The 22,539-nt window shown below is 35.5% G+C and carries 18 protein-coding genes; 10 read left to right on the plus strand and 8 right to left on the minus strand.

Translation table 11 applies throughout. The annotated features are described in order from the left end of the window. The first annotated feature begins 45 nt into the window (after positions 1-45). The 5 genes from SB689_RS20650 (at position 46) to SB689_RS20670 (ending at position 7,484) form a co-directional block, all read left to right on the plus strand. On the plus strand, positions 46-1,818 hold the full coding sequence (locus SB689_RS20650; RefSeq protein WP_410693974.1) for an amidohydrolase: 1,773 nt from the start codon (positions 46-48) through the stop codon (positions 1,816-1,818). Between the two features lie 228 nt (positions 1,819-2,046). After that, a complete protein-coding gene (locus SB689_RS20655; RefSeq protein WP_410693975.1) occupies positions 2,047-3,414 on the plus strand; it encodes an alginate export family protein in 1,368 nt (455 codons plus the stop codon). Between the two features lie 298 nt (positions 3,415-3,712). Further along, entirely contained in the window at positions 3,713-4,456 is a 744-nt protein-coding gene (locus tag SB689_RS20660; RefSeq protein WP_410693976.1) for a M17 family peptidase N-terminal domain-containing protein, read from the plus strand. A gap of 189 nt (positions 4,457-4,645) precedes the next feature. Further along, entirely contained in the window at positions 4,646-6,766 is a 2,121-nt protein-coding gene (locus SB689_RS20665; RefSeq protein ID WP_410693977.1) for a DNA topoisomerase 3, read from the plus strand. Positions 6,767-7,061: 295 nt separating this feature from the next. Further along, a complete protein-coding gene (locus tag SB689_RS20670) occupies positions 7,062-7,484 on the plus strand; it encodes a PaaI family thioesterase (protein ID WP_066756844.1) in 423 nt (140 codons plus the stop codon). A gap of 133 nt (positions 7,485-7,617) precedes the next feature. On the opposite strand, the gene SB689_RS20675 is transcribed toward SB689_RS20670, so the two are convergent. From SB689_RS20675 to SB689_RS20685, 3 genes are all read right to left on the minus strand, one after another. Continuing rightward, on the minus strand, positions 7,618-8,355 hold the full coding sequence (locus tag SB689_RS20675) for a hypothetical protein (RefSeq protein WP_410693978.1): 738 nt from the start codon (positions 8,353-8,355) through the stop codon (positions 7,618-7,620). 94 nt (positions 8,356-8,449) lie between these two features. Further along, positions 8,450-9,796, minus strand: a complete 1,347-nt coding sequence (locus SB689_RS20680) for an MFS transporter (RefSeq protein WP_410693979.1) — start codon at positions 9,794-9,796, stop codon at positions 8,450-8,452. Between the two features lie 13 nt (positions 9,797-9,809). Then, positions 9,810-11,243: a mannitol dehydrogenase family protein gene (locus SB689_RS20685; protein WP_410693980.1), complete on the minus strand. Its 1,434-nt coding sequence runs from the start codon at positions 11,241-11,243 to the stop codon at positions 9,810-9,812. A 181-nt stretch (positions 11,244-11,424) separates the two neighbouring features. On the opposite strand from SB689_RS20685, the gene SB689_RS20690 reads away from it, so the two are divergent. From SB689_RS20690 to SB689_RS20705, 4 genes are all read left to right on the plus strand, one after another. Continuing rightward, on the plus strand, positions 11,425-12,435 hold the full coding sequence (locus SB689_RS20690; RefSeq protein ID WP_410693981.1) for a LacI family DNA-binding transcriptional regulator: 1,011 nt from the start codon (positions 11,425-11,427) through the stop codon (positions 12,433-12,435). Positions 12,436-12,581: 146 nt separating this feature from the next. Beyond that, positions 12,582-12,926 (plus strand): phage holin family protein, encoded by a 345-nt coding sequence (locus SB689_RS20695; RefSeq protein ID WP_410693982.1) that lies wholly within the window; start codon positions 12,582-12,584, stop codon positions 12,924-12,926. A 195-nt stretch (positions 12,927-13,121) separates the two neighbouring features. Then, a complete protein-coding gene (locus SB689_RS20700; protein ID WP_410693983.1) occupies positions 13,122-15,116 on the plus strand; it encodes a prolyl oligopeptidase family serine peptidase in 1,995 nt (664 codons plus the stop codon). A 113-nt stretch (positions 15,117-15,229) separates the two neighbouring features. Beyond that, entirely contained in the window at positions 15,230-15,718 is a 489-nt protein-coding gene (locus tag SB689_RS20705; RefSeq protein ID WP_410693984.1) for a DNA-deoxyinosine glycosylase, read from the plus strand. A gap of 211 nt (positions 15,719-15,929) precedes the next feature. On the opposite strand, the gene SB689_RS20710 is transcribed toward SB689_RS20705, so the two are convergent. The 5 genes from SB689_RS20710 to SB689_RS20730 form a co-directional block, all read right to left on the minus strand. Next, positions 15,930-16,958: a phosphotransferase enzyme family protein gene (locus SB689_RS20710; protein WP_410693985.1), complete on the minus strand. Its 1,029-nt coding sequence runs from the start codon at positions 16,956-16,958 to the stop codon at positions 15,930-15,932. Next, positions 16,949-17,857, minus strand: coding sequence for an NDP-sugar synthase (locus SB689_RS20715; RefSeq protein ID WP_410693986.1), 909 nt, complete (start codon positions 17,855-17,857; stop codon positions 16,949-16,951). The genes SB689_RS20710 and SB689_RS20715 overlap by 10 nt, the downstream gene beginning before the upstream one ends. Beyond that, a complete protein-coding gene (locus tag SB689_RS20720) occupies positions 17,847-19,238 on the minus strand; it encodes a Gfo/Idh/MocA family protein (protein WP_410693987.1) in 1,392 nt (463 codons plus the stop codon). Before SB689_RS20720 ends, SB689_RS20715 begins: the two co-directional genes overlap by 11 nt. Before the next feature lie 208 nt (positions 19,239-19,446). Next, complete coding sequence (locus SB689_RS20725) at positions 19,447-20,520, minus strand: serine hydrolase domain-containing protein (protein ID WP_410693988.1); 1,074 nt, start codon at positions 20,518-20,520, stop codon at positions 19,447-19,449. Positions 20,521-20,606: 86 nt separating this feature from the next. Continuing rightward, positions 20,607-21,299 (minus strand): AIM24 family protein, encoded by a 693-nt coding sequence (locus SB689_RS20730; protein WP_410693989.1) that lies wholly within the window; start codon positions 21,297-21,299, stop codon positions 20,607-20,609. 187 nt (positions 21,300-21,486) lie between these two features. Between SB689_RS20730 and queA the strand changes: the two genes are divergently transcribed. Then, the gene (gene queA, locus SB689_RS20735; protein ID WP_072410025.1) at positions 21,487-22,536 is read left to right on the plus strand and encodes a tRNA preQ1(34) S-adenosylmethionine ribosyltransferase-isomerase QueA; all 1,050 of its coding nucleotides are present in this window, start codon (positions 21,487-21,489) and stop codon (positions 22,534-22,536) included. Positions 22,537-22,539 lie beyond the last annotated feature (3 nt).

Below are 22,539 nucleotides of genomic sequence, written 5' to 3' on the forward strand. Positions count from 1 at the left end.
AAAATAGTCATATAGTCGCAATTTCAATTATAAATCATTATCATTATGAAATTATTCAACAAACTTATATTCTCTTTCATCTTAGGCTCAGGATTATTATATGCTCAACAGGCTGATTTGATCGTAACGAACGGAAAAATAACCACTATGGATGACAAAAATCCGGAAGTTCAGGCCGTAGCTATTAAAGATCATAAAATTTTTCAGACCGGAACCAATGCTCAGATCTTAAAATTAAAGGGAAACGGCACAAAAATTATCGATGCAAAAGGAAGCAGAGTAATTCCGGGATTGTTCGACAGCCATTTGCATGTGATTCGCGGTGGAAGGTTTTATAATACAGAACTCCGCTGGGATGGCGTGAAAACTCTGAAAAGAGCATTGGAAATGTTGAAAGAGCAGGCTCAGAGAACTCCGAAAGGACAGTGGGTAAGAGTAATCGGAGGCTGGAATGAATATCAGTTTGAAGAAAAAAGACTTCCGACTCTAGCAGAGATTAACGAAGCGACAGGAAATGTTCCGGCTTTCGTGATGTATCTCTATGGAAAAGCCTGGCTGAACAAAGCCGGTCTGAAAGAATTAAATATCAACGGAGATACGCCAAACCCGATGCAGGGATTAATTGAAAAAGATAACAACGGCGACCCTACAGGTTTATTGGTGGCAGAACCCAATGCTTTTATTCTGTATTCAACATTGGCAAAACTACCAGAGCTGACAGAGGCTGAAAAAGAAAATTCTACCCTTCAGTATATGACAGAACTGAATCGTCTTGGAGTAACCGCTGTAATGGATGCGGGAGGTGGTTTTCAGAATTTTCCCGACGACTACGGTACAACAGATAAACTGAATAAGGAAGGAAAAATTACCGTTCGTCTGCCTTATTACCTGTTTGCTCAGAAGAAAGGCTCTGAACTGGCGGATTATACAAAATGGACAGGAATGGTAGAAATTGATGATCACGGACATAATGATTTTAATGATATTGATTATCACGTAAACGGAGGCGGTGAAAACCTGGTTTCTGACGGAGCAGATTTTGAAAACTTTCTTTTTCCGAGACCTGAGCTTCCCACTACCATGGAAAAAAGCATGAAAGAGGTAGTCAGTCTTTTGGTGACAAAAAAATGGCCTTTCAGAATTCATGCTACCTACAATGAAAGCATTACGAGATTTTTGAATGTCATTGAAGAAGTGAATAAGGAAAATCCTCTGAACGGACTGGTTTGGTTTATTGATCATGCAGAAACCGTGACAGAAGAGAATATGAAACGAATCAAAGCATTGGGCGGAGGTATTGCTGTACAACACAGAATGGCATATCAGGGGGAGAGTTTCATCCACCGTTACGGTAAAAAAGCAGCATTAGCTTCTCCTCCTGTTAAAAAAATGCTTGAAATGGGAATTCCTGTAGGATTGGGAACAGACGGAACAAGAGTCGCAAGCTACAATCCCTGGGTTGCTTTATACTGGATCACTTCAGGAAAAACAATCGGTGGAACTCAGGTGATGGCAAAAGAAAATACACTCGACAGAAAAACAGCTTTATCACTTTCTACATATAGAGGATATGAATTGATAAAAGACTACGAAAAAGGAAAAATTCAGAAAGGATATTTTGCAGATCTTACGATTTTAGATAAAGATTATTTCACGGTTAATGAAGAGGAAATCAAAACTATTACTTCAAAATTAACCATCGTAGACGGAAAAGTAGTATATGGAGACGAATCTTACAAAAACGTTGCTCCCGCTTCATTGCCCGTACTTCCGGAATGGTCACCGGTAAAATATTACGGAGGTTACCAAACCAAATAATCATTTAAATTTTAACTAAATAATATTTCGCCATCATAAAATTCTTCTCTATTGGATGGTGGTGAAAATTCAAAGAATTGTTGACGGATTGGTTCATAAAAGTTAGCTTCTAAAAATCAATGAAATTGATTCCTCTTTGCTCTTCTAATCTACAGTTTTAAAAATCATTCTTTGCGTTAAAAAACTTATATCATTTAAATCAACCATTGAAAAATCAAATTCAAAACCATGAAAAAGCTGATCATTGTTCTATTGCTTTTGCAAATCATTTTCCCGACTTATCTTTTTGCTCAGTTTAAATTGATGAGGTTTGATGAAGATTATTCTGCCTATAAAGACTCAACGGAAACGTTTTATAATTCAATAAAATACATTCCGTTATCCGAAAAAAAAGACAAATACCTGTCGCTGGGCGGAGAAGCAAGACTTGAATTTGTAGATTTTAATAATGAAGATTGGGGAAGACTTGGAATTGGAAGCAATCCGTTTTTAATCCAGAGATATACAGTGCATGCAGATGTACATTTGGGTTCAAGGGTGAGAATTTTCGGACAACTCAGAAGTGCCTGGGAAAACGGAAGAAAAAACGGTCCGAGACCCATTGATGAGGATCATTTGAATATTCAGAACCTTTTTGTAGACGTTGATGCGATCAAAAATGAAAAAGAAAAACTGACGATCCGTGCAGGAAGACAGGAATTGGATTATGGAAGCGGAAGACTGATTTCTGTACGCGAAGGTCCGAACCTGAGACTTTATTTTGATGGATTAAAATTCATGTACAAAAGAGGAAATTTCAGATCAGATGCTTTTATGATGATGGCGAGTGAAGTGAACGTCGGAACTTTTGACAACATATCTTCAAAATCAATCAATCTTTGGGGAAGTTATAACACTTTTATCCTTCCTAAAAGCGGAAACATAGAGTTTTACTATTTGGGAATTCACCGTAAGGAATCACGTTTTGAAGACGGATCAGGAGCTGAAACAAGACATACATTAGGCGGAAGATTCTACAGATATGGCGGCGGATTTATTTACAATTTTGAAGGAGCCTATCAGTTCGGAAACTTCAATAAAGGAAATATCAGTGCTTGGACAGCTTCAGCAGATATCGGCTATATGTTCGAAAATGTAAAGGGAAAACCTACGGTCAACCTCCGAAACGACTATATTTCAGGCGACCGTAAAAAAGGGGACGGAACACTGGGAACATTCAATCCTCTCTATCCAAAAGGCGGTTATTTCGGATTCAATCCGCAAATCGGTCCTGTGAATCTGATTGATATTCACCCTTATGCAACGGTTGATCTGAACAGTAAAATAACAATTCAGGGAGACGTAGTTTTCAACTGGCGATTTTCAGTACAGGACGGCGTTTACAGACCCAGCGGAACATTGAACCTGACCTCTTCAAACTCGACCAAGAAATATATAGGAACGGCTTTTCTGGGAAGTATTAATTATAAAATCAATAAGTTTCTGACCTTCAACACTGGAATCCAGTATTTCAAAACCGGAGCGTTCGTCAATGATGTGATCGAAGATGATAAAGACGGTCTTTTTATTAATTCCAGAATCGTATTTAAATTTTAAATGAAACAATAATATCACAAACATCTATTCAAAAAGCAAGAATTTTCAATGGTATTATTTGTAAAAATATTTGAGCTATTTGTGTTTTATTATCCCACATCAATGTGAAATTTTTAGATAGAAACTACCTTTGAAAAACAATAAGACAAATAATAAATTAGAATTAAATCTTACAAGTTAACATCGCAAAACTTAGCTGAGTGAAACGCCTTTGCGAACTTAAAAACAGAAAATATTTAAATAAAAACTTTGCGCACTTAGCGTTAAAACAAAAATCTTAAACTTTAAAATAAACCTTATGAAAAATACACTAAAAAATAGCTTAAAAAAATCTCTATTCATCGCAGGATTAGCATTTTCAACACTGACTTTCGCGCAAACAAGCTCAGCGAACTCATCTCCAACACCCACAGCCATCGGAACATCAAAAAACTGGGGCTCTGTTGACGGAATTTCAATGATCGGATTGGTTCAGGGACCATCTTCCGCAGATGCTCAATTACAAGTTGCCTGTGTCTTCGAATATACTGAAAATGATATTCGCAGTGCCCAAGCATTACCCGCAAACTTAAATGGTTTAGTCCATTTGGATGATGCTTTGAAAGGTGAATTCACCAAAATCAGACAGTCAGGGCAATTTCAGGGACACTCATTGGAAACAATTTTAATTACCCCTCCGGCAGGCTCAATGTCAGCAAAAAAACTTCTGTTGATAGGCTTAGGAGACCGCAATAAATTCACTCCCGAACTGATGGCTTCCGTAGGAGAAGTGGCAGCTCGTGAAGCGATGAAATTAGGAGTAACCAACTTCGCCTTTGCCAGCGATCTTAAAGATGCCGGAATTGATTCTCCAACCGCTCTGGTAGCCGGAAATGTAGTGAAAGGGATTGTATCAGCTAATCGTTCTGAAACTTATTTAAAGGAACACAAATTATCAAATACCAAAAAAATAGAAAAAGTATATCTGCTGGCAGGTCCGTCTTTCTTTGAAGTTGCAGGCGGTGGAATTAAGGATGCGATTGCTGAGGTGAATAAGAAATAATGAAGTTAGATTCATTAATATTGTTGAGAGCTCTCTTTTTTAAGGGAGCTTTTTTGATTTAAAACAGACGAATATTTTAATATTTTAAAGTATTATTTTCATAACACTCAATTTATCAACCCTCAACTAAATTAGCGAAATCCAAAAAAAATCCCGATTTTTGCAACCCTTTCAATAATCCCGAAATTCATGAAACTTTGTATTGCCGAAAAACCCAGTGTTGCCAGAGATATCGCCAAAGTATTGGGCGCAACCACGCCTAAACAAGGTTATATGGAAGGAAACGGTTATTGCGTGACATGGACGTTCGGACATCTTTGTACCCTGAAAGAACCTCACGACTACGGTCCTCAGTACAAATCCTGGAATCTTTTTTTACTGCCGATTATTCCAAATAATTTCGGGATCAAATTAATACCTAACAAAGGTGTTGAAAATCAGTTTAAAGTGATTGAAAGATTAGTGGAAGAATGTGATGAGGTAATCAATTGCGGGGATGCCGGGCAGGAGGGAGAACTCATTCAGCGTTGGGTTTTGCAGAAAGCAAAATGCAACAAACCGATTCAGCGTTTATGGATTTCTTCCCTTACCGAAGAAGCGATTAAAGAAGGTTTTCAAAACCTAAAACCAGCCGAAGATTACAAAAATCTCTACCTCGCAGGAAATGCAAGAGCGATTGGCGATTGGTTATTGGGAATCAATGCAACTCGACTTTTCACCAAAAAGTTTGGCGGAAATAAAGTCGTACTTTCTATCGGAAGAGTGCAGACTCCGACGTTGGCGATGTTGGTTCAGCGCCAGAAAGAGATTGATGCTTTTAACACCGAAGAATATTGGGAACTGAAAACCAAATATCGTGACGTTATTTTCAACGCAGCGATTGACCGTTTAAAAACCTTAGATCGTGCAGAAAAGGGCTTGGAATATCTTAAAGTAAATCCTTTTGAGATCGTTTCTTTTGAAATTAAAGAAGGAAAAGAAAAAAATCTAAGGCTTTTTGACTTGACTGGACTTCAGGTGGAAGCCAACAAAAAATATGGTTATTCTGCGGAAAGCACTTTAAAATATATTCAAAGTCTTTACGAGAAAAAACATGTGACTTATCCACGTGTTGATACAACGTATCTATCGGAAAGTCTATATCCGAAAATTGAAGGGATTCTTAGAAAAATGTATTTCTATCAGGAATTGATTGCGCCTTTATTAGAAGCACCAATTCCAAAATCGAAAGCAGTTTTTGATGATGCTAAAGTAACGGATCACCATGCGATTATTCCAACAGAAGTTCCGCCTTCTCAAAACCTGACGAGGGAAGAAAAATTGGTGTATGACCTCATCGCAAAACGTTTTATTTCTGTGTTTTATCCTGAATGTAAAATTTCAAATACATTGGTGGAAGGTAAGGTAGGAACTATTCCATTTAAAACAAGTGGGAGGCAGGTTCTTGAACCCGGCTGGAGAGCAGTCTATGCAAAAGATGCCAAAGAAGAACCGACTGATAAAGAAAAAGATAAGGAAGAGGAGCAAACAATTCCTGAATTCGTTGCCGGAGAAACCGGACCGCACGATCCAATGATTCACCAGGGAAAAACGTCACCTCCAAAACCCTACACGGAAGCAACTCTTCTGAGAGCAATGGAAACCGCGGGAAAACAGGTGGAAGACGAAGAACTTCGAGAATTATTAAAAAATAACGGGATTGGAAGACCATCCACCCGAGCCAACATTATAGAAACGCTTTTCAAACGACAGTATATTGAAAAGAAAAGAAAAAATCTGATCGCTACTCAAACCGGAATTCAATTGATCGATACGATTGAAGATGAATTACTGAAAAGCCCTGAATTAACGGGTGAATGGGAATTAAAACTTCGTAAAATTGAAAGTGGTGAATATGAAGCCAACCAGTTCAAAGAAGAATTGATCCAAATGGTAACGGAGTTAACCAAAAAAGTGGTTGACGGAAAAGGAAAGGTCATCATGCTGCAGGAAGAAGAAGTTGTTGTTGAAAAGAAAAAACGCGAGCCTGCCGTAAAAAAAGAACTCCAGACTTGGGAAGAAACCAAGTGTCCCAAATGTAAAGAACATAATCTGATCAAAGGAAAAACCGCTGTCGGCTGTTCTGATTTTAAAAATTGTGGCTTTAAAATCTCTTTTGATATTTTCGGAAAAAAGATTTCGGATAAACAACTTTTAGACTTAGTGTTAAAAGGAAAAACTTCAAAGTTGAAAGGATTTACAACACATCCGGAAAGTTTGGCGGAAGGAATTTTATTGTTGTCTGATGATTTTCAGGTTCAACTTAATTAATTTTTTTTTTCAAACACAAATTGCACAAATATTTTACACTAATAACACGAACATTATTCTCAATAATATCAATAGGAACGGGCTTTAGCCCGTTTTCATTTTAAGCAATCTTCAAATGGCTTTAGCCAAAACTTAACTAATCTTAAAAACTTAATGCTTCTTACTATTTCAAAAAAATAACCATTAAGTTTTATTAAGAAGAGTATTAAGTTTAAGCTTTGTTTTTAAGCTTTGTGCTATTTGTGTAAAATATTAGTGCAATTTGTGTTTAAATTTACCATTCAAACAACAATCAATGACACCTGAAAAAAAACAACTCATCACCGACAGCTTCAACCGCTCAGAAACCTTAAAATTCTACAAAGCAGAATTACTGGAAGTCGACACCGATTTCATTTCCATGAAAATCCCAAAAATGGAATTAATGACCAGAAAAGCAGGAATGTTCAACGGCGCAATGATCGCTTCTTTGGTGGATGTTTCTTCAGGATATGCTGCGGTGAGTCATTATGAACAAGATTGTTATGTGGTAACAGTCGAATTAAAAGTGAATTATTTAAGACCTGCAATCGGAGATGCTTTGGTTTCAAAATCTTATGTTGTAAAAGGTGGCGCAAAGATCAGTGTCATCAGAACAGAAATTTATGTTGTTGACGAAAATGGAGGTTCCGAAAGTCATGTTGCAACTTCATTAGTTACGATGATGAAGATAAAATAAAAAATAGGGTATAATTAATTTTTATATCATATCAAAATAAACTTTTAGCATTAAAAAACTCATACCCAAACACTCTCAAACTCTACGACACTCAAACCCTACAACCCTCAACCTCTAATACTCTCAAACAAACTCAGAATGAAAATGCCTGAACAGAAAACTGCAGATAAGCATTATTTCCGATAGGATTCCACATTCCCCAAATGCCGACTGGCAGTTTGTAACCTGCAACCATAAACGTTTTAGAGACAATTAAACTCACTTCATTGATGCCATCTTTTTTAGCAAAGAAATTACTTTCTTCTCCGGCATGATTTAATGCAAAACCATAGCCGACTCTTGTGCGGACTTCCAGATTTTCATCTACATTTTTATAAACAGGATATTCTGCGGAAACAAAAGATGAATATTTGTTTTCTGTATTTTCTTTATTCCTGTCACGCCCGAAAATAACAGTGTTTGCACTTAAAGTTAAAGGAACTTTATCACTGATAGTGTAGTACGATCTCAAATCCCAAAAACGACCTGTTTCGCTGGCATTATAATTAAAAAACTCTTTGTTGTTATAGGTTGCATCAGGTGAAAAATTATAAATGTCCCAAAGTTCAACCGTCAAATGTTTATTTTTATAGCCAACATAATTGTTGAATTCTTTGTACGAACCGTCAAAATTTCCGCCCGTCCAAAATCCGCCGTAGAAATTTTTTCCGTCTAAATGAATGTCTCCTGTATAAACTAAACCTGAAGAAACTTCAAGTCCTCTCCATAAATGACTGTTTCTTAGTTGTAAAGCCGAATGAATTTTCTGCCCGTAAAGTAATGAGCTTCCGATGATAATTGAAGAAATTATCAATAATTTAGTTTTGATCATGATGCTGTGTTTTTTAGATTTTTGTTGTAGCATCCCTACATCCGACAAATAAATACCGGATAATAGGAATGCGTAAACACAAAAATGAATATTGTTAGTTAATTAAATCCTTCTCTCTGATTTTTGATCCAAATAATGCATAAGACAGCATTAATAATTCACAAACTACGGTTAAAATCCATGTCCATCTCCAAGATCCGAAAGCATCTGCCAATCCACCCTGAACAAGCGTAAATACAGCCCCTCCAAATACTGCCGAAATGAAAACTCCCGAAGCTTTTGAAGTGTATTTATTTAAACCTTTAATTGAAAGTGTGTAGATACAGCTCCACATCGATGAATGTAAAAGTCCGATGGCAACTAAGAACCAAAGATTTTGAGTAATCATTGAAATAATCGCTAAGATCGTGGCCAAAATAGTGGTAACCGCCAATTGAGTTTTTGCTGAAATATGACTCAGAAAACTTGAAACTGACCTTCCAACTAAAAATCCGCCCCAATATAATGTGGAAAGTAAAGCGTGAATTCCTAAGTCCATTCCGCCAATCATAATGTCTGTTTTTCCGAAAAAAGTAATGGGATGGCCGGATTCTGTTAGTTCAAAAGCATGAAGATTGATATTCGCACCAATCGCAACTTCAGTTCCAACATAGAAAAATATCGCTACAACTCCGAATGCAAAATGTCTGAACGACCAAATACTTCTTTCCAGTTTTTCACCGCCAACGGCTCTGGTGTTTTCAATATCAGGAAGATGAAGTCTTTTTGTGATTAAAATAACAGTTAAAATACATGCTATCAATACAGAAAGCGGAAGTAATAATTGTTTAATTTCAATACTTTCAATCGAAATTCCGCTGAACATCACAACAGTAACGAAGAATGGGGCAGAAGTGGTTCCGATGGAATTAATTGCTGTTAAAATATTCAATCTTTGTACAGGCTGAGTGCCTTTTAACTGATAAGAAGCAGCATAAGGATTCACAACAACCTGAATAACAGCCGCAGAAGTTCCCATTAAATAAGATCCCGCAACGAAAATGATGAATCCGAAAGGGATAACGGCATCAGCAACACTAAATTCCATATTCGGATATTGCGAGCCAAACCATGACGAGAACAAATACATAAATAATCCTGAGATCATGAATAAAAGCCCTCTCAGAATGGTATTTTTATATCCGAAAGCATTCACCCATTTACTTCCTAATGTTCCGTTTAATAAATATCCTAAGAAGAAAAAGAAGGAAATTAAGGTAGTAAAAGTATTTTTTAAGCTTCCTGCATGAGAAAGAAATGTGAACTTCAAAGGAGCTTGTAACTGCTCGTTTACGGTGGTTAAAAAACCAACGATGAAATAGATAAACGTAATAATAGCGAACGGAAATACGCTGGTATTCGTCTTTGTATCAAGGGTTTTAATATCTGAATTAACTATCATAAGTGTTTGTTTTTTATATTATTGATTCTAATACCTGAGTCGTTCCCTGATTTTTAATTTCGCTTACAAATCTTTCATAAAGCTGAATAAATGAGCCTGATTCTTTCAAATCAACACTTTTAAAAGCAGATAAACCTAAGAAATCGAGAGCGTTGTCGCTGGAAATAAATTTTTCATCATTTTCAGTCATCCAGGGTTCTGCAACGTCGTAAGAATGACCTTTATCATCAACTTTATATTTTAAATACTGTCTGTAAGAAGCGAATAGGAAAGCGACACGAGTAAGATATTTATCATCATCGATCATTTTTGCAAGGTTCGGCATAATGTAAACCGGAAACTTTGAAATTCCGTCGAAACACAGTCTGCTCACTTGATCGCTCACGCTGTGATTGGCAAATCTTTCAATTAAAGTCTGTTTATATTTTTCAAGATCGGTATTTTCAGGAGCTGGAACGTAAGGAGTGATGTCTGTATCCATAAAATCACGGATAAATTTCACAATACTTTTATCTTCCATAGCTTCATCCACTTGTCTGTAACCTTTTAAAAATGAGGGATAAGAAAGCAGAGTGTGAGAAGCATTCAGTAAGCTCAATTTCATATTTTCGAAAGCTGTAACGTCTTGTGTAAATTCTACTCCAACTTTTTCCCAACTTGGTCTTCCGGCAATAAAATTATCTTCGATCACCCATTGTGTAAAATCTTCGCAATACACGGGAGCTTTATCATCAATTCCACTTTTTTTATTCAGTCTCACAACATCTTCGGGAGTTGTTGCAGGTGTGATTCTATCGACCATACTGTTTGGGAAAGTCACGTTTTCTTTTACCCATTCAGCTAAATTTTTATCCTGAGCTTCAATAAAAGTGGTAAAAGATCTTTTTGCCGTATTTCCGTTATGTTGAAGGTTGTCGCAAGATAAAATGGTAATACTTCCGGTTCCGTCTGCTTTTCTTTTACGAAGACCTTCCGCTATAAATCCGAAAACAGTTGTCGGATTGTTTGGATTTTCAAGATCATATTTAATTTTTTCATCATTTAAATTAAACTCATTGGTTTCTTTATCTAAATTATAACCTCCTTCTGTAATCGTTAAAGTGATAATTTTGATGGAAGAGTCTGCAATTTTATCAACAACAGCTTTTGGATCTTCAACGCCCCAGATTAATTCCGTTAATGAACCTATTTTGTGAATTTCATCTTTTCCGTCTCTTCCGCAGATGGTTAAAGTATAATCAAGGTTTTGGGATCTTAAATTATTGACAATTTTTTCGTCAGATGGAAGCAGACAAACTCCACAGATTCCCCAATTTTGCTGGTCTTCATGTTTTAGCAATTCATTGGTGTAAAATTGTTGATGCGCTCTGTGAAAATTACCTACACCAATGTGCAGAATACCGGATTTTATATTTTTAGAATCGTATTGAAAGGCTTGTATATCCATGAGAAAAATTTTATATATTTTTTAAATAATAGTCGATTTCTCAAACTTATATTAATTTGATTATTGATAATGTTTTTTATTTGAAAATTCTTTATGGGAACGTTCCCAAAAGTTTGGGAACGTTCCCATTTGTGTAATTTTTGTGTATTTTTGATGAAAATCTACCTCAAAAAAGCACCTGATGAAACGAATTACCATTAAAGATTTATCCAAATTCCTATCCTTGTCGACTTCTACGATATCAAGGGCGCTTTTGAATGATAAAAATATCAACCCCGAAACTCAGAAAAGAGTAGTGGAAGCAGCCGAAAAATTAGGGTACAAACCTAACGCGACAGCTTTAAGCTTAAAGTACGGCCAGACAAAGAATATTGGGCTTGTAGTTCCCGAAATGATTACGCCTTTTTCTTCAAAAGTTCTTCAGGGAATTCAGAATATTTTGTATCCGTTGGGATATAGGGTAATTATCACTCAATCGGACGAAAATCCTTTAATTGAAAGGAAAAATCTGCAACTTTTAGAAGAATTTAATGTTGATGGAATTATTATTAATCTATGCCATGAAACCTACAACGAAGATTTATACAAGGAGATCATGGATAGAGGGATTCCATTTGTTTTTTTCGACAGAATTCCGAGTAAAACGTTGGATGTTTCAAAAGTTGTGGTGGATGATAACATTAAAGCTTCATTGGTTGTTGAACATTTGATAAACACAGGCAGAAAAAGGATTGCTCACATCATGGGACCTTCAACAATCCGTAATGCGATCGAGAGAGAAATGGGCTACAAACGTATTTTGACTAAACATAATATTTTTGATCCCGAATTGACGATAAAAACAGACGGAATGATGTTCGATGCCGGAGAAAACGCCGCGAAACAATTATTAGACAAGAAAATAGAATTCGACAGTATTTTTGCTTTCAGTGATACATTGGCAATCGGAGCGATGAATTATCTTCTTGAACAGGGAATAAAGATCCCGGAACAGGTTGCTGTTGCGAGTTTTTCAGGAACGGAATTGGCAACAATTGTACATCCGAAATTAACAAGTGTGCAACAGCCTTTAGTTAAAATGGGCGAAACTGCGGCGCAATTAATTTTAGAAAAAATAAAAGATATTTCTGCGCCCAATAAAACAATTATAATGGATACGGAATTGGTCTACAGAGCCTCAACTTTTCATTAAGTTTTTAATATTCAGAAATATATAAAGCTGATTTTAAGATTTGATTTAAAATTTTCTTAAATTGAACTAATTGTTATCGATTTATTTAGTCTAAATGGAATGGCTTTTGCTCGGTAGCACCTATAAACATTAAAAAATCAATTACTATGAACTTAATTATTCGCCTGTTCGTAACTGCGATAGTTGCGTATCTTTTAACTAAAATTTTACCCGGAGTAAATTTTGAAGGTTTCTCAACGGCAATTATTTTTGCGATCGTTTTGGGAGTTTTAAACCTTATCGTAAAGCCTATTTTGAGTCTTTTCGGACTTCCGCTTACGATCATCACTCTCGGATTATTTGCTTTGGTAATCAATGCGATCATTATCCTGATAGCAGATTATTTCATTGATAGTATGACTGTAGATGGCTTCTGGTGGGCATTTATATTCAGTATTGCACTTTCACTGGTCACTTCATTGGCCAATTCTATGTTCTCGGATGGAGATTAAAATAAAGCGTTAAATTCATATCAAATAAAAATCCGTCAGTTTTTTAGCTGACGGATTTTTTGTTCCAAACATAATTGTTAATTCTTTCGTTCAATTTTAAGATAAACATTAACTTTGGAAATCTTTGAATTAAATAGGGATTTACTGAAATCATGATGCGATTTCGTGGATCAATAACAAAATGAATATCAATATATGAAACTTAAGTACAGTCTGCTGGCTTTGGCAGCTCCGCTTTTAATGAATGCACAACAATTAATGACTCCTGAAATCCTTTGGACTTTGAAAAAAGTTGGAGTACAGGCAGTTTCACCGGATCAGTCTTCGCTTATTTATAAGGTAGGACAAGTTGATTTAAAAACAGAAAAAACAAAAAGTGAGAACTATTTTCTAAATGTTCTTAATAATCAGGCTTCTAAAATCGATTTGGGTAAAAAAGCTCTTATTCAGTGGGATAAGAACGGAATTTACGCTCAGGAAGGCGATGAAATTTTCCTTTCAAAGGATAATGGAAAAACCTGGACTGAATTTTACACGATCGGTGAAGTAGATAATATTGTAATTTCTCCGGACGGAAAGAAAATTGCTTTCAGTAAGCAGGTTTTGGTTGAAAAATTAATGGGGAAAGATAAATATGCTGACACTCCAAAAACAACTGCTCAGGTTTATACAGACTTAAACCACAGACACTGGGATTATTTTAATGAAGGAAAATACAACCACGTTTTTGTCGTAAATATTTCAGCTGGTGTTGATTCTGCGAAAGATTTATTGGACGGGAAAACTTGGGATTCCCCTCAAAGACCTTTTGGTGGAGCTGAAGATTTCATCTGGAGCCCGGATTCTTCTCAACTTTTATATGTTACAAAACCGAAAAGCGGTAAAGAATATTCTACAAGCACTAATACAGATATTTTCGCGTACGATTTAACTTCAGGAGCAACTAAAAATTTAACTGAAACGAATAAAGGTTACGATGTTAACCCAAAATTCAGTCCGGACGGAAAGTCTTTGGTTTGGCAGAGCATGGAAAGAGACGGATATGAAGCAGATAAAAATGACATCAAATTGATGGATTGGAAGTCTGGTAACACCTCAAATCTTACAAAAGCTTGGGATGAAAGCGTTTCCGGAGATGTTTTTTGGAGCGGAGATTCTAAGGCGATTTACTTCACGGCAGCTTTTAGAGGAACAAAACAGTTGTTTTCTTTAGATCCTAAAAATGCTAAAGTTCAGCAAATTACAAAAGGAGATTTTGACGTCAACGAAATTTTTACTGATAATAAAAATTCATTGGTTGTTGGAAGAACAGATGTAAATCATGCAACAGATCTTTTCTCAGTTAATCTGAAAAATGGTGAAATGAAGCAGGTTACCGAAGCTAATAAAGACATGTATTCTAAATTGGCTCAAGGAAAATCTGAATTGAAAATGGTGAAAACAACGGACGGAAAAGAAATGGGCGTATGGTTCCATTATCCGCCAAATTTTGATCCGAATAAAAAATATCCAACCTTAGTTTATTGCCAAGGTGGTCCTCAATCTGCATTAACTCAATTTTTCAGCACAAGATGGAACTTTGCTTTAATGGCAGCCAGCGGATACATTGTGGTAGCACCAAACCGTCGCGGAATGCCGGGTTGGGGAACAAAATGGAACGAAGAAATTTCTAAAGACTGGGGCGGACAGCCAATGAGAGATTATTTGGCAGCAACAGACTATGCGAAAACGTTACCATATGTTGACGGAAGTAGAGTAGCAGCTGTTGGAGCTAGTTACGGTGGTTACAGCGTATTTATGTTGGCTGGAATTCACGAAAACAGATTTAAAACATTCATTGCTCACGATGGATTGTTTGATATGAAATCTTGGTATCTGACAACGGAAGAACTTTGGTTTGCAAATTGGGATTTAGGTTCTCCGTGGGAAAAACCGCTTCCAAAAGCATATACAGAATTTAACCCAAGTAATTTTGTAGATAAGTGGAACAAGCCAATTATGATTTTCCAAGGTGGAATAGATTTCCGTGTACCTTACGAACAAGGTCAGGAAGCTTTCCAAGCTGCAAAATTGAGAGGTTTGAAATCTAAATTAGTTTATTTCCCGAACGAAAATCACTGGGTTCTTCATCCACAAAACGGTTTGGTTTGGCAGAGAGAATTCTTTGACTGGTTGAAAGAAACTTTATAATTAGATTATAATCGAATTTAATTGTTTAAAAAATATCAATAGGAGCGGGCTTTAGCCCGCTTTTTGTTTGATAGTACTCGATTGGCTTTAGCCAAAATTTATATCTTTGAATCATGCAAAACAGAATCTCATCCTTTCCGCCATTCATTGACGATCAGTCTAAAATTCTAATTTTAGGTTCAATTCCCGGTGTGAAGTCGTTAGAAAAACAGCAATATTATGCTCATCCTCAAAACAAATTCTGGAAAATTATTTTTGAATTATTCAATGAAGATTTTACACAAAATTATACTGAAAGAATTGCTGTTTTAAAGAAACACCATATCGCCATTTGGGATGTCATCGATTCCTGCGAAAGAAAAGGAAGTCTTGATTCTGAAATAAAAAATGAAGAGGCCAATCAAATTGGAGAACTGTTGGAGCAGTATCCAAACGTAAAAGCTATTTTCTGCAACGGCGGAAAATCTTATAAAAATTTACAGAAAATTTTAGGAAAGAATTATAAAATTCCTATTATTTTATTGCCTTCAACAAGTCCGTTACACACGGTTTCTTTTGAAAAAAAGTATGAAGAATGGAAAGTTATTTTGAATTTTTTATAAATATTAGTTAACTAAAATTTTACTTAAAGTTTGTCATTCCGGAGGAATCTAGCCAGTTTTGTAGAGATGCTTCGACTACGCTCAGCATGACATTTCTAATACTAACAGCATAATTTAGCGGGGCTTGTGTTTCTAGCAGTGTCATGTTGAGCGTAGTCGAAGCATCTCTAAAGCCCTCCAACTCTAAAACTCTCCAACCCTGAAACCCTCTTCAGCTCAAAAACTCATTCAACCCTTTCAAAAGTTCCAGCTGATTCTTAGTTCTATCCAGATTATGTTCCGCGTATTTTGTTGAATAATAAATACTTCCATTTAAATAATCCGTCAAAAAACGAATCTCCTGAATGTAAATTGCCACTTGGGCTGCATAATCAAGATTCTCAGACTCTTCCGGAGTTAATTTTTCTTTTAAATGAAATAAAAATCCTTGTTTTACAGCATTATAAATTTCAGGATTAAAATTATTTTCAGCGCTTCCGTCATCTTCATTTGTCGTGTTGGTGTAGGATTGGATCATCGTTCCGAAATCGTATAAAATCGTCGAAATCATCACAGTATCAAGATCGATAACGGCTAATGCTTTATGGTTTTCATCAAACAAAATATTGCTGATTTTGGCATCGGCATGAATGATTCTCTTGGGAAGTTGATTATTTTTCACCATTTCGATCCATTTATTAGGCAAAGACAAAAATTGGTTGGTAGTTTCTATTTCAGTTTTGGCGTTTTCAATTAATTGAAGATTTGCATTTTCTAATGCATTTTTATAATCATTCACTCGTTTCTCAAAATTGAGAAAATCGGGCAAGGTTTCTTCAATATTGGGAAGTGTTTTCGTATTTATTGTGTCAAGAAAATGACTGAATGCTTTTGCTGCTTCGAAAGCGATTTCCGGTGACGGAACTTTAATAAAAGTCACACTGTTTTCTACAAAACTTTGCATTCTCCAAAGCTGTAAATTTTCATCCTGTACTAAAAATTCTTTTGAAAGAGAAAGAATGGGTTTAATTATATTTAATTGATAATCATTGGATTGCAATAGACAATTAACCTGTAAATGATTAATGATAATTGAATTTGAATTTTTAAAAACGTGATTATTAATTCTCTGTAAGATAAATTTTTGATCAGTATCCTTATTTTCTACGACAAAAGTAGCATTGATCAATCCATTTGTGATAGAATTGACGGTGTAATTTTCAGTAGTAATGAATTGTTGAACAATATGATTTACTTCCATAAAATCTGTGGATATCGGTTATTTTCAATTTCTTTTTCAAGATAATTTTTAATAATTTCTTTGTCGTCTGCATACGTCATTCCCATCCATTGCGAGGGTGAAGATTTTACTAATACTTTTACCTTATTTTCATCCATCATTCTCTGAACAGCGGACGGAATATAAAATTCTTCTTTAGGCAAAGGATCTGAGTTGATAAAATCATTAAAATATAATTCCAAAGAATCAAAAATTTCAGGATGAAAAACAAAATAATTCATTGAAACCAAAGTTTTAGGATCAACTTTTATATCTTTCTCATTTTCAGTGTAAATAATTGAATTTCCTTCTTTACGAATCGAGGTTTGCTCTTCAACTTTTATTAAATAATCCTCAGAATCCAACGTGCAGATTCCCCTTGCAACAGTTCCATTTTCGCTCAATGTTGTTGCTAAATTGTATGCAACAATTTCAAATTGTGATGGTGAAATATTCCCAAGATCAATTTCTTTTGAAGCGAGTTGATAGACCTCTTTTCCATAAAAATCATCAGCATTGATTACTGTAAATGTTTCATTAATAATCTCTTTTGCGCAAAGAATAGCATGACCGGTTCCCCAAGGTTTTTGTCTTGCGGAATGATCGTAATTTTTGGGCACAAACATTTCCTGTTCCTGATAAACAAAATGCAGTTCGAAATTATTGTTTTTCGAAATTTTTTCAAGCCTTTCAATATAACTTTCAGGAATAAATCGGTTGAAAACTACAACTACTTTATTAAAACCTGCTTCCAGAGCATCATAGAGAGAATATTCCATGAGAGGAGATCCGTTCTCTAAAATTCCGTCTACCTGTTTCAGGCCTTTGTATCGGCTGCCTAAACCTCCGGCTAATATGAGAAGTGTTTTTTTAGAAATCATCTGTCATTCCAAATACGGGTTTACGGTTTTTCCACTGTCCTTTCGTGAAATCAGGGATGTCAATTGCCTGACCTCCTTTTGCGATGGATTTTTCGCTGAGCGGAGTGATAGAGTACCAAGTTGCCAAATCATAAACATCCATCGGGAATTCTATGTTTCGTTTGATGCATTCAATAAAAGTGTTCATTACGAAGAAATCCATTCCACCATGTCCGGCTCCTGTAGCCATATTTTCATATTTTTTCCACATTGGATGATCGTTTTCTGTTAGCCATTTTTCAGGATTGTCCCATTTGTGGGTGTGGTTCATAATTTTTTCGAAATAAATATGTCCCTCACTAGGTCCTCCCGATCCGAAATCCTGCCAAAGTCCTTCTGTTCCCTGAACTCTGAATCCCAGATCATAAGGTCGCTGTAAGCTTGTATCATGAGTTAAAAGGATGGTTTCTCCGTTTTCACAGGCGATTTGCGTGGTTACAATATCTCCCTGATGGAATTTTACTTTTGCATTGGGATGATTTTCGCCACCTTTTGCATGTTCTACAATATATTTATGTAATCCTACGGATTTTGAGGAAAATGAAGATAGTCTTGTTAATCTGTTTCCACGGTTGACGTTCATCATCATGGAAACTGGCCCTAATCCGTGAGTAGGATAGAGTTCACCATTTCTTTTTACATAATGTTCCGTTCGCCATTTTGCTTCACTGAACCCTTTTGCACCAAATTCAACTCCCGAATTATAAGGAGTAACTCCGTCATTAAATAAAACGCCACGCAGATCATGTTCGTAACCACCTCTTCCGTGAACCAATTCTCCAAACATACCTTTACGAACCATGTTGAGAACAGCCATAATATCTCTTCGGTAACAGACGTTTTCCATCATGAAAATAGGAACTTTTGTTTCTTCGTAAGCTTTTACAAACTCCCAGCAGTCTTCAAGTTTAATTGCTCCGGCAACTTCCATTCCTACAATTTTCTTTGCACGCATGGCTTCTACACCTTGTGTCAAATGCCATTCCCACGGAGTCGCGATCACTACTGCATCAATATTGTTTTGTTTTAATAGATTTCGATAATCATATTCACCATTTGAAAACTCTTTTGCGGCAGGCTTGCCGTTGTCTTTAAGTATTTTCTGACATTCGGCTAACATGATTTTACTGGGATCTGCAAAGGCAATGACTTCGACATCGTTACGTTTTGCAAGTAATTTTACATGTTCTCGTCCTCGAAGTCCGACTCCGATGAAGCCTACACGAATTTTTTTGTCAGATTTAAAATTTTCAGAATAAGCAAATAAAGAATTGGGCAAAACAAGGGCGCCAAAAGTTGCCAATGCTGTTGTTTTGATAAAATTTCTACGGGAATTATTCATCTGTGTATTTTTATTTTTAAAGATATTAAAATATTAATATCAAAAAGCTAATTATATCAAATTATGACCATGGATAAAGCAATTGATTGTGATCTACGAATCTTTTTATTCTATTTTAAGCAAAAGGACTGTTATATATTATAAAACAGTCCTTTTGCTTAAAGATTTAAATAATGTGTCTTTTTGTAGAACAAATTTCTTTGTAATGTTACTGTCCGTAGTATGAAGTTAATATTTTTTCTCTCATTTTGTTTAAATATTTAATATCTTTTGTGTTTGATAAAATAATTAACGTAACATTTTTATCAATCAAATGCACCCAATTTGCACTGTGGCCGTACCCTTCACCTTGACGTTCTGCAAATAAAGTGTCTACGAAGCCAAATTTTTTAGGATAAACCCAAAAACTAAAAGCAGTATCTCCAAGCTCTTTATATGGAGTAAGCATCGTATCCACAGTTGATTTTTTAAGTAAAGTATGATTGAAAATTGCTTGATCAAAAACTAACAAATCTTTTGGAGTAGAATACATAGCTCCGGCACAGTAAAGATTATCAATATAAGTATTTGTAGGCATGTGAAGTGAGAAAGCGTCGGATTCATCGGCAGAATAGCCTTCATCGATATTTTTAACAATATCATTATGATGCAGAAATCCTGTGTTCTGCATTTTCAAAGGAATTAATATTTGTTCCTTTAAAACCTCTTCAAATGGTTTATTGTATATCTTTTCAATGATTTTTCCAAGTAAAATATAGTCACCATTGTTATAGCTGAATTTCGTTCCCGGTTTGTCGATCAGTTTTTCAGATAAAAAAGTGGTGATAAAATTATCAAGATCCCAAATTGTATTGTCGTAAGCCTGATGAATAAATTCGGGTGAACTGATGTCTTTATGAAATCTTCCGCTGCTGTAGGTCAACAAATTTCGTATTGTTGCTTTTTTCGCAGCTTCTCCTTTGTATTCAGGATAGTAAGTAGAAATCGTAGCATCTAAATTGATTTTTCCTCTTTCGTATAATTGCATAATAAGCACTGCCGTAAAAGTTTTAGTAAGAGAAAAAATATGAAATTTGGTTTCGTCAGAAAAATTAATGTTATACTGTCTGTTGGCTAAACCTTTATAAGTAAGCAATTCAATATTGCCGTTTTTTGCTAATAATACAGAACCATTGAAATTGTCTGTCTTCACACAGGAATCGATTACTTTTTCGACTTTTTGGAGTTGTGAATAAGCTATGTTGATAGTGATCAATAATAGCACAGTCAATAAATTTTTCATGGATGTATATTTTTAACAATATTGAATTACTTACATTGTAAAAATAATTAATTATTAAAGATCTGATTTAAATTAATCATCAATAATTATTTCTCTATCGTATAAACTTCTTCGTAAGGCTGAATAAGCACCCAACCATGACCTGAAAACTTCATTTGAAATTCTTCTCCGCTTCCTCTTCCGATCAGGCTTTTGAAAGATACGTTGGTTTTCAGTTCAGGACTTAGATTTCCGGACCATGCAACTGTTGCATTCGGATCTGTGAAAACCGGAGAATCTGGAGTAACCAATAAAGTCAGCGGATCACCGTGAGTTGTGATTGCGATATGACCTGTTCCTGATAGTTTTACCTGAAACAATCCGCCAGACATCATTCCTGCAACGCTTTTCAACATGGTGATGTCATTTTTAATGCTTTGTTCGTGAGCTAAAACATCATTTCCGTTCACGCAGACAGCTTCATTATTTAAATAAAGGATACGAACTTTTTTCCCGGCATCTGCAACATATAATTTTCCTGTTCCTTCTGCCTTCATCAGTTTTGCGCCTTCACCACTGATTGCTTTTTTCAAAAGATTTCCCAATCCGCCGGAAAGCATTCCCTGTTTCTCAAACTTTACATTTCCAACGTAACCTACCATGCTTCCTGCTTTGGTCCATACAGATTGGTTGTTTAGGTTGATTTCTAAAAGTTGTGGTTTTTCAAGTTCGAAATAGTCTCTTTCCTGTGGATTCTCTTTTGTTTCGTTAACGAAAGCTTCAATTGAATACTTACTCATGTGTTTAAAGTTTAATTTTTTAATGTTCTCAAAAATAAACTTTTTTCGGCTTGAAAAGTACCGTGATATTACGGTTTTTAATATCATGTTAAATAATACTTGACAAAGGGGTATCCAATGTCGTATATTTGCAACTCGAAAATTACACCTTGTAATTTCATTAAATTTTTAAACCGTAATTTAAAAAATGAAAACATCAGATTTTAATTTTGATCTTCCTGAAGAATTATTGGCAGAACATCCATCAGAGCACAGAGATGAGGCTAGATTAATGGTTCTTGACAGAAAAACACAAACTATCGAACATAAGTTATTTAAAGATGTGGTTGATTATTTTGATGAAAAAGATTTATTTATTTTCAACAATACTAAAGTTTTCCCTGCACGTCTTTATGGAAATAAAGAAAAAACTGGAGCTAAAATTGAAGTTTTCCTTTTAAGAGAGCTTGATAAAGAGACTCGCGTTTGGGATGTTTTGGTAGATCCGGCAAGAAAAATCAGAATTGGTAACAAATTATTCTTCACAGAAGACGAATCTTTGGTTGCTGAAGTTATCGATAATACTACTTCTAGAGGTAGAACGTTAAGATTCTTATTTGATGGTTCTTACGAAGAATTCAGAACTAAATTAAAAGAATTAGGAGAAACTCCACTTCCAAAATACATCAAAAGAGCAGTAGAGCCTGAAGATGCTGAAAGATATCAGACAATTTATGCTAAAATTGAAGGAGCTGTAGCGGCACCAACTGCTGGTTTACACTTCTCAAGACATTTAATGAAAAGATTAGAGATCAAAGGCATTGATTTTGCTGAAGTTACGCTTCACGTAGGATTAGGAACTTTCAACCCAATTGAAGTTGAGGATCTTTCTAAACATAAAATGGAGTCTGAAGAAATCATCATCGATGAGAAAAATGCAGACATCATCAACAGAGCGGTAGACGAGCACAGAAGAGTTTGTGCTGTGGGAACTACTACAATGAGAGCTTTGGAAACTTCTGTTTCTTCAAACAAGAAAATTTCTGCTTTCAATGGTTGGACGAATAAATTCATCTATCCGCCTCACGATTTCGGAGTTGCAAATACAATGATTACTAACTTCCACACGCCAAAATCAACTTTATTGATGATGATTGCAGCGTTTGCAGGAAGAGATTTCATTATGCAAGCTTACGAAGAAGCTGTAAAAGAGAAATATAAGTTCTACTCTTACGGTGATGCAATGTTAATTTTATAAAAA

The sequence above is a fragment of the Chryseobacterium sp. SIMBA_038 genome (genome assembly GCF_046535115.1).
Classification (GTDB): domain Bacteria; phylum Bacteroidota; class Bacteroidia; order Flavobacteriales; family Weeksellaceae; genus Chryseobacterium.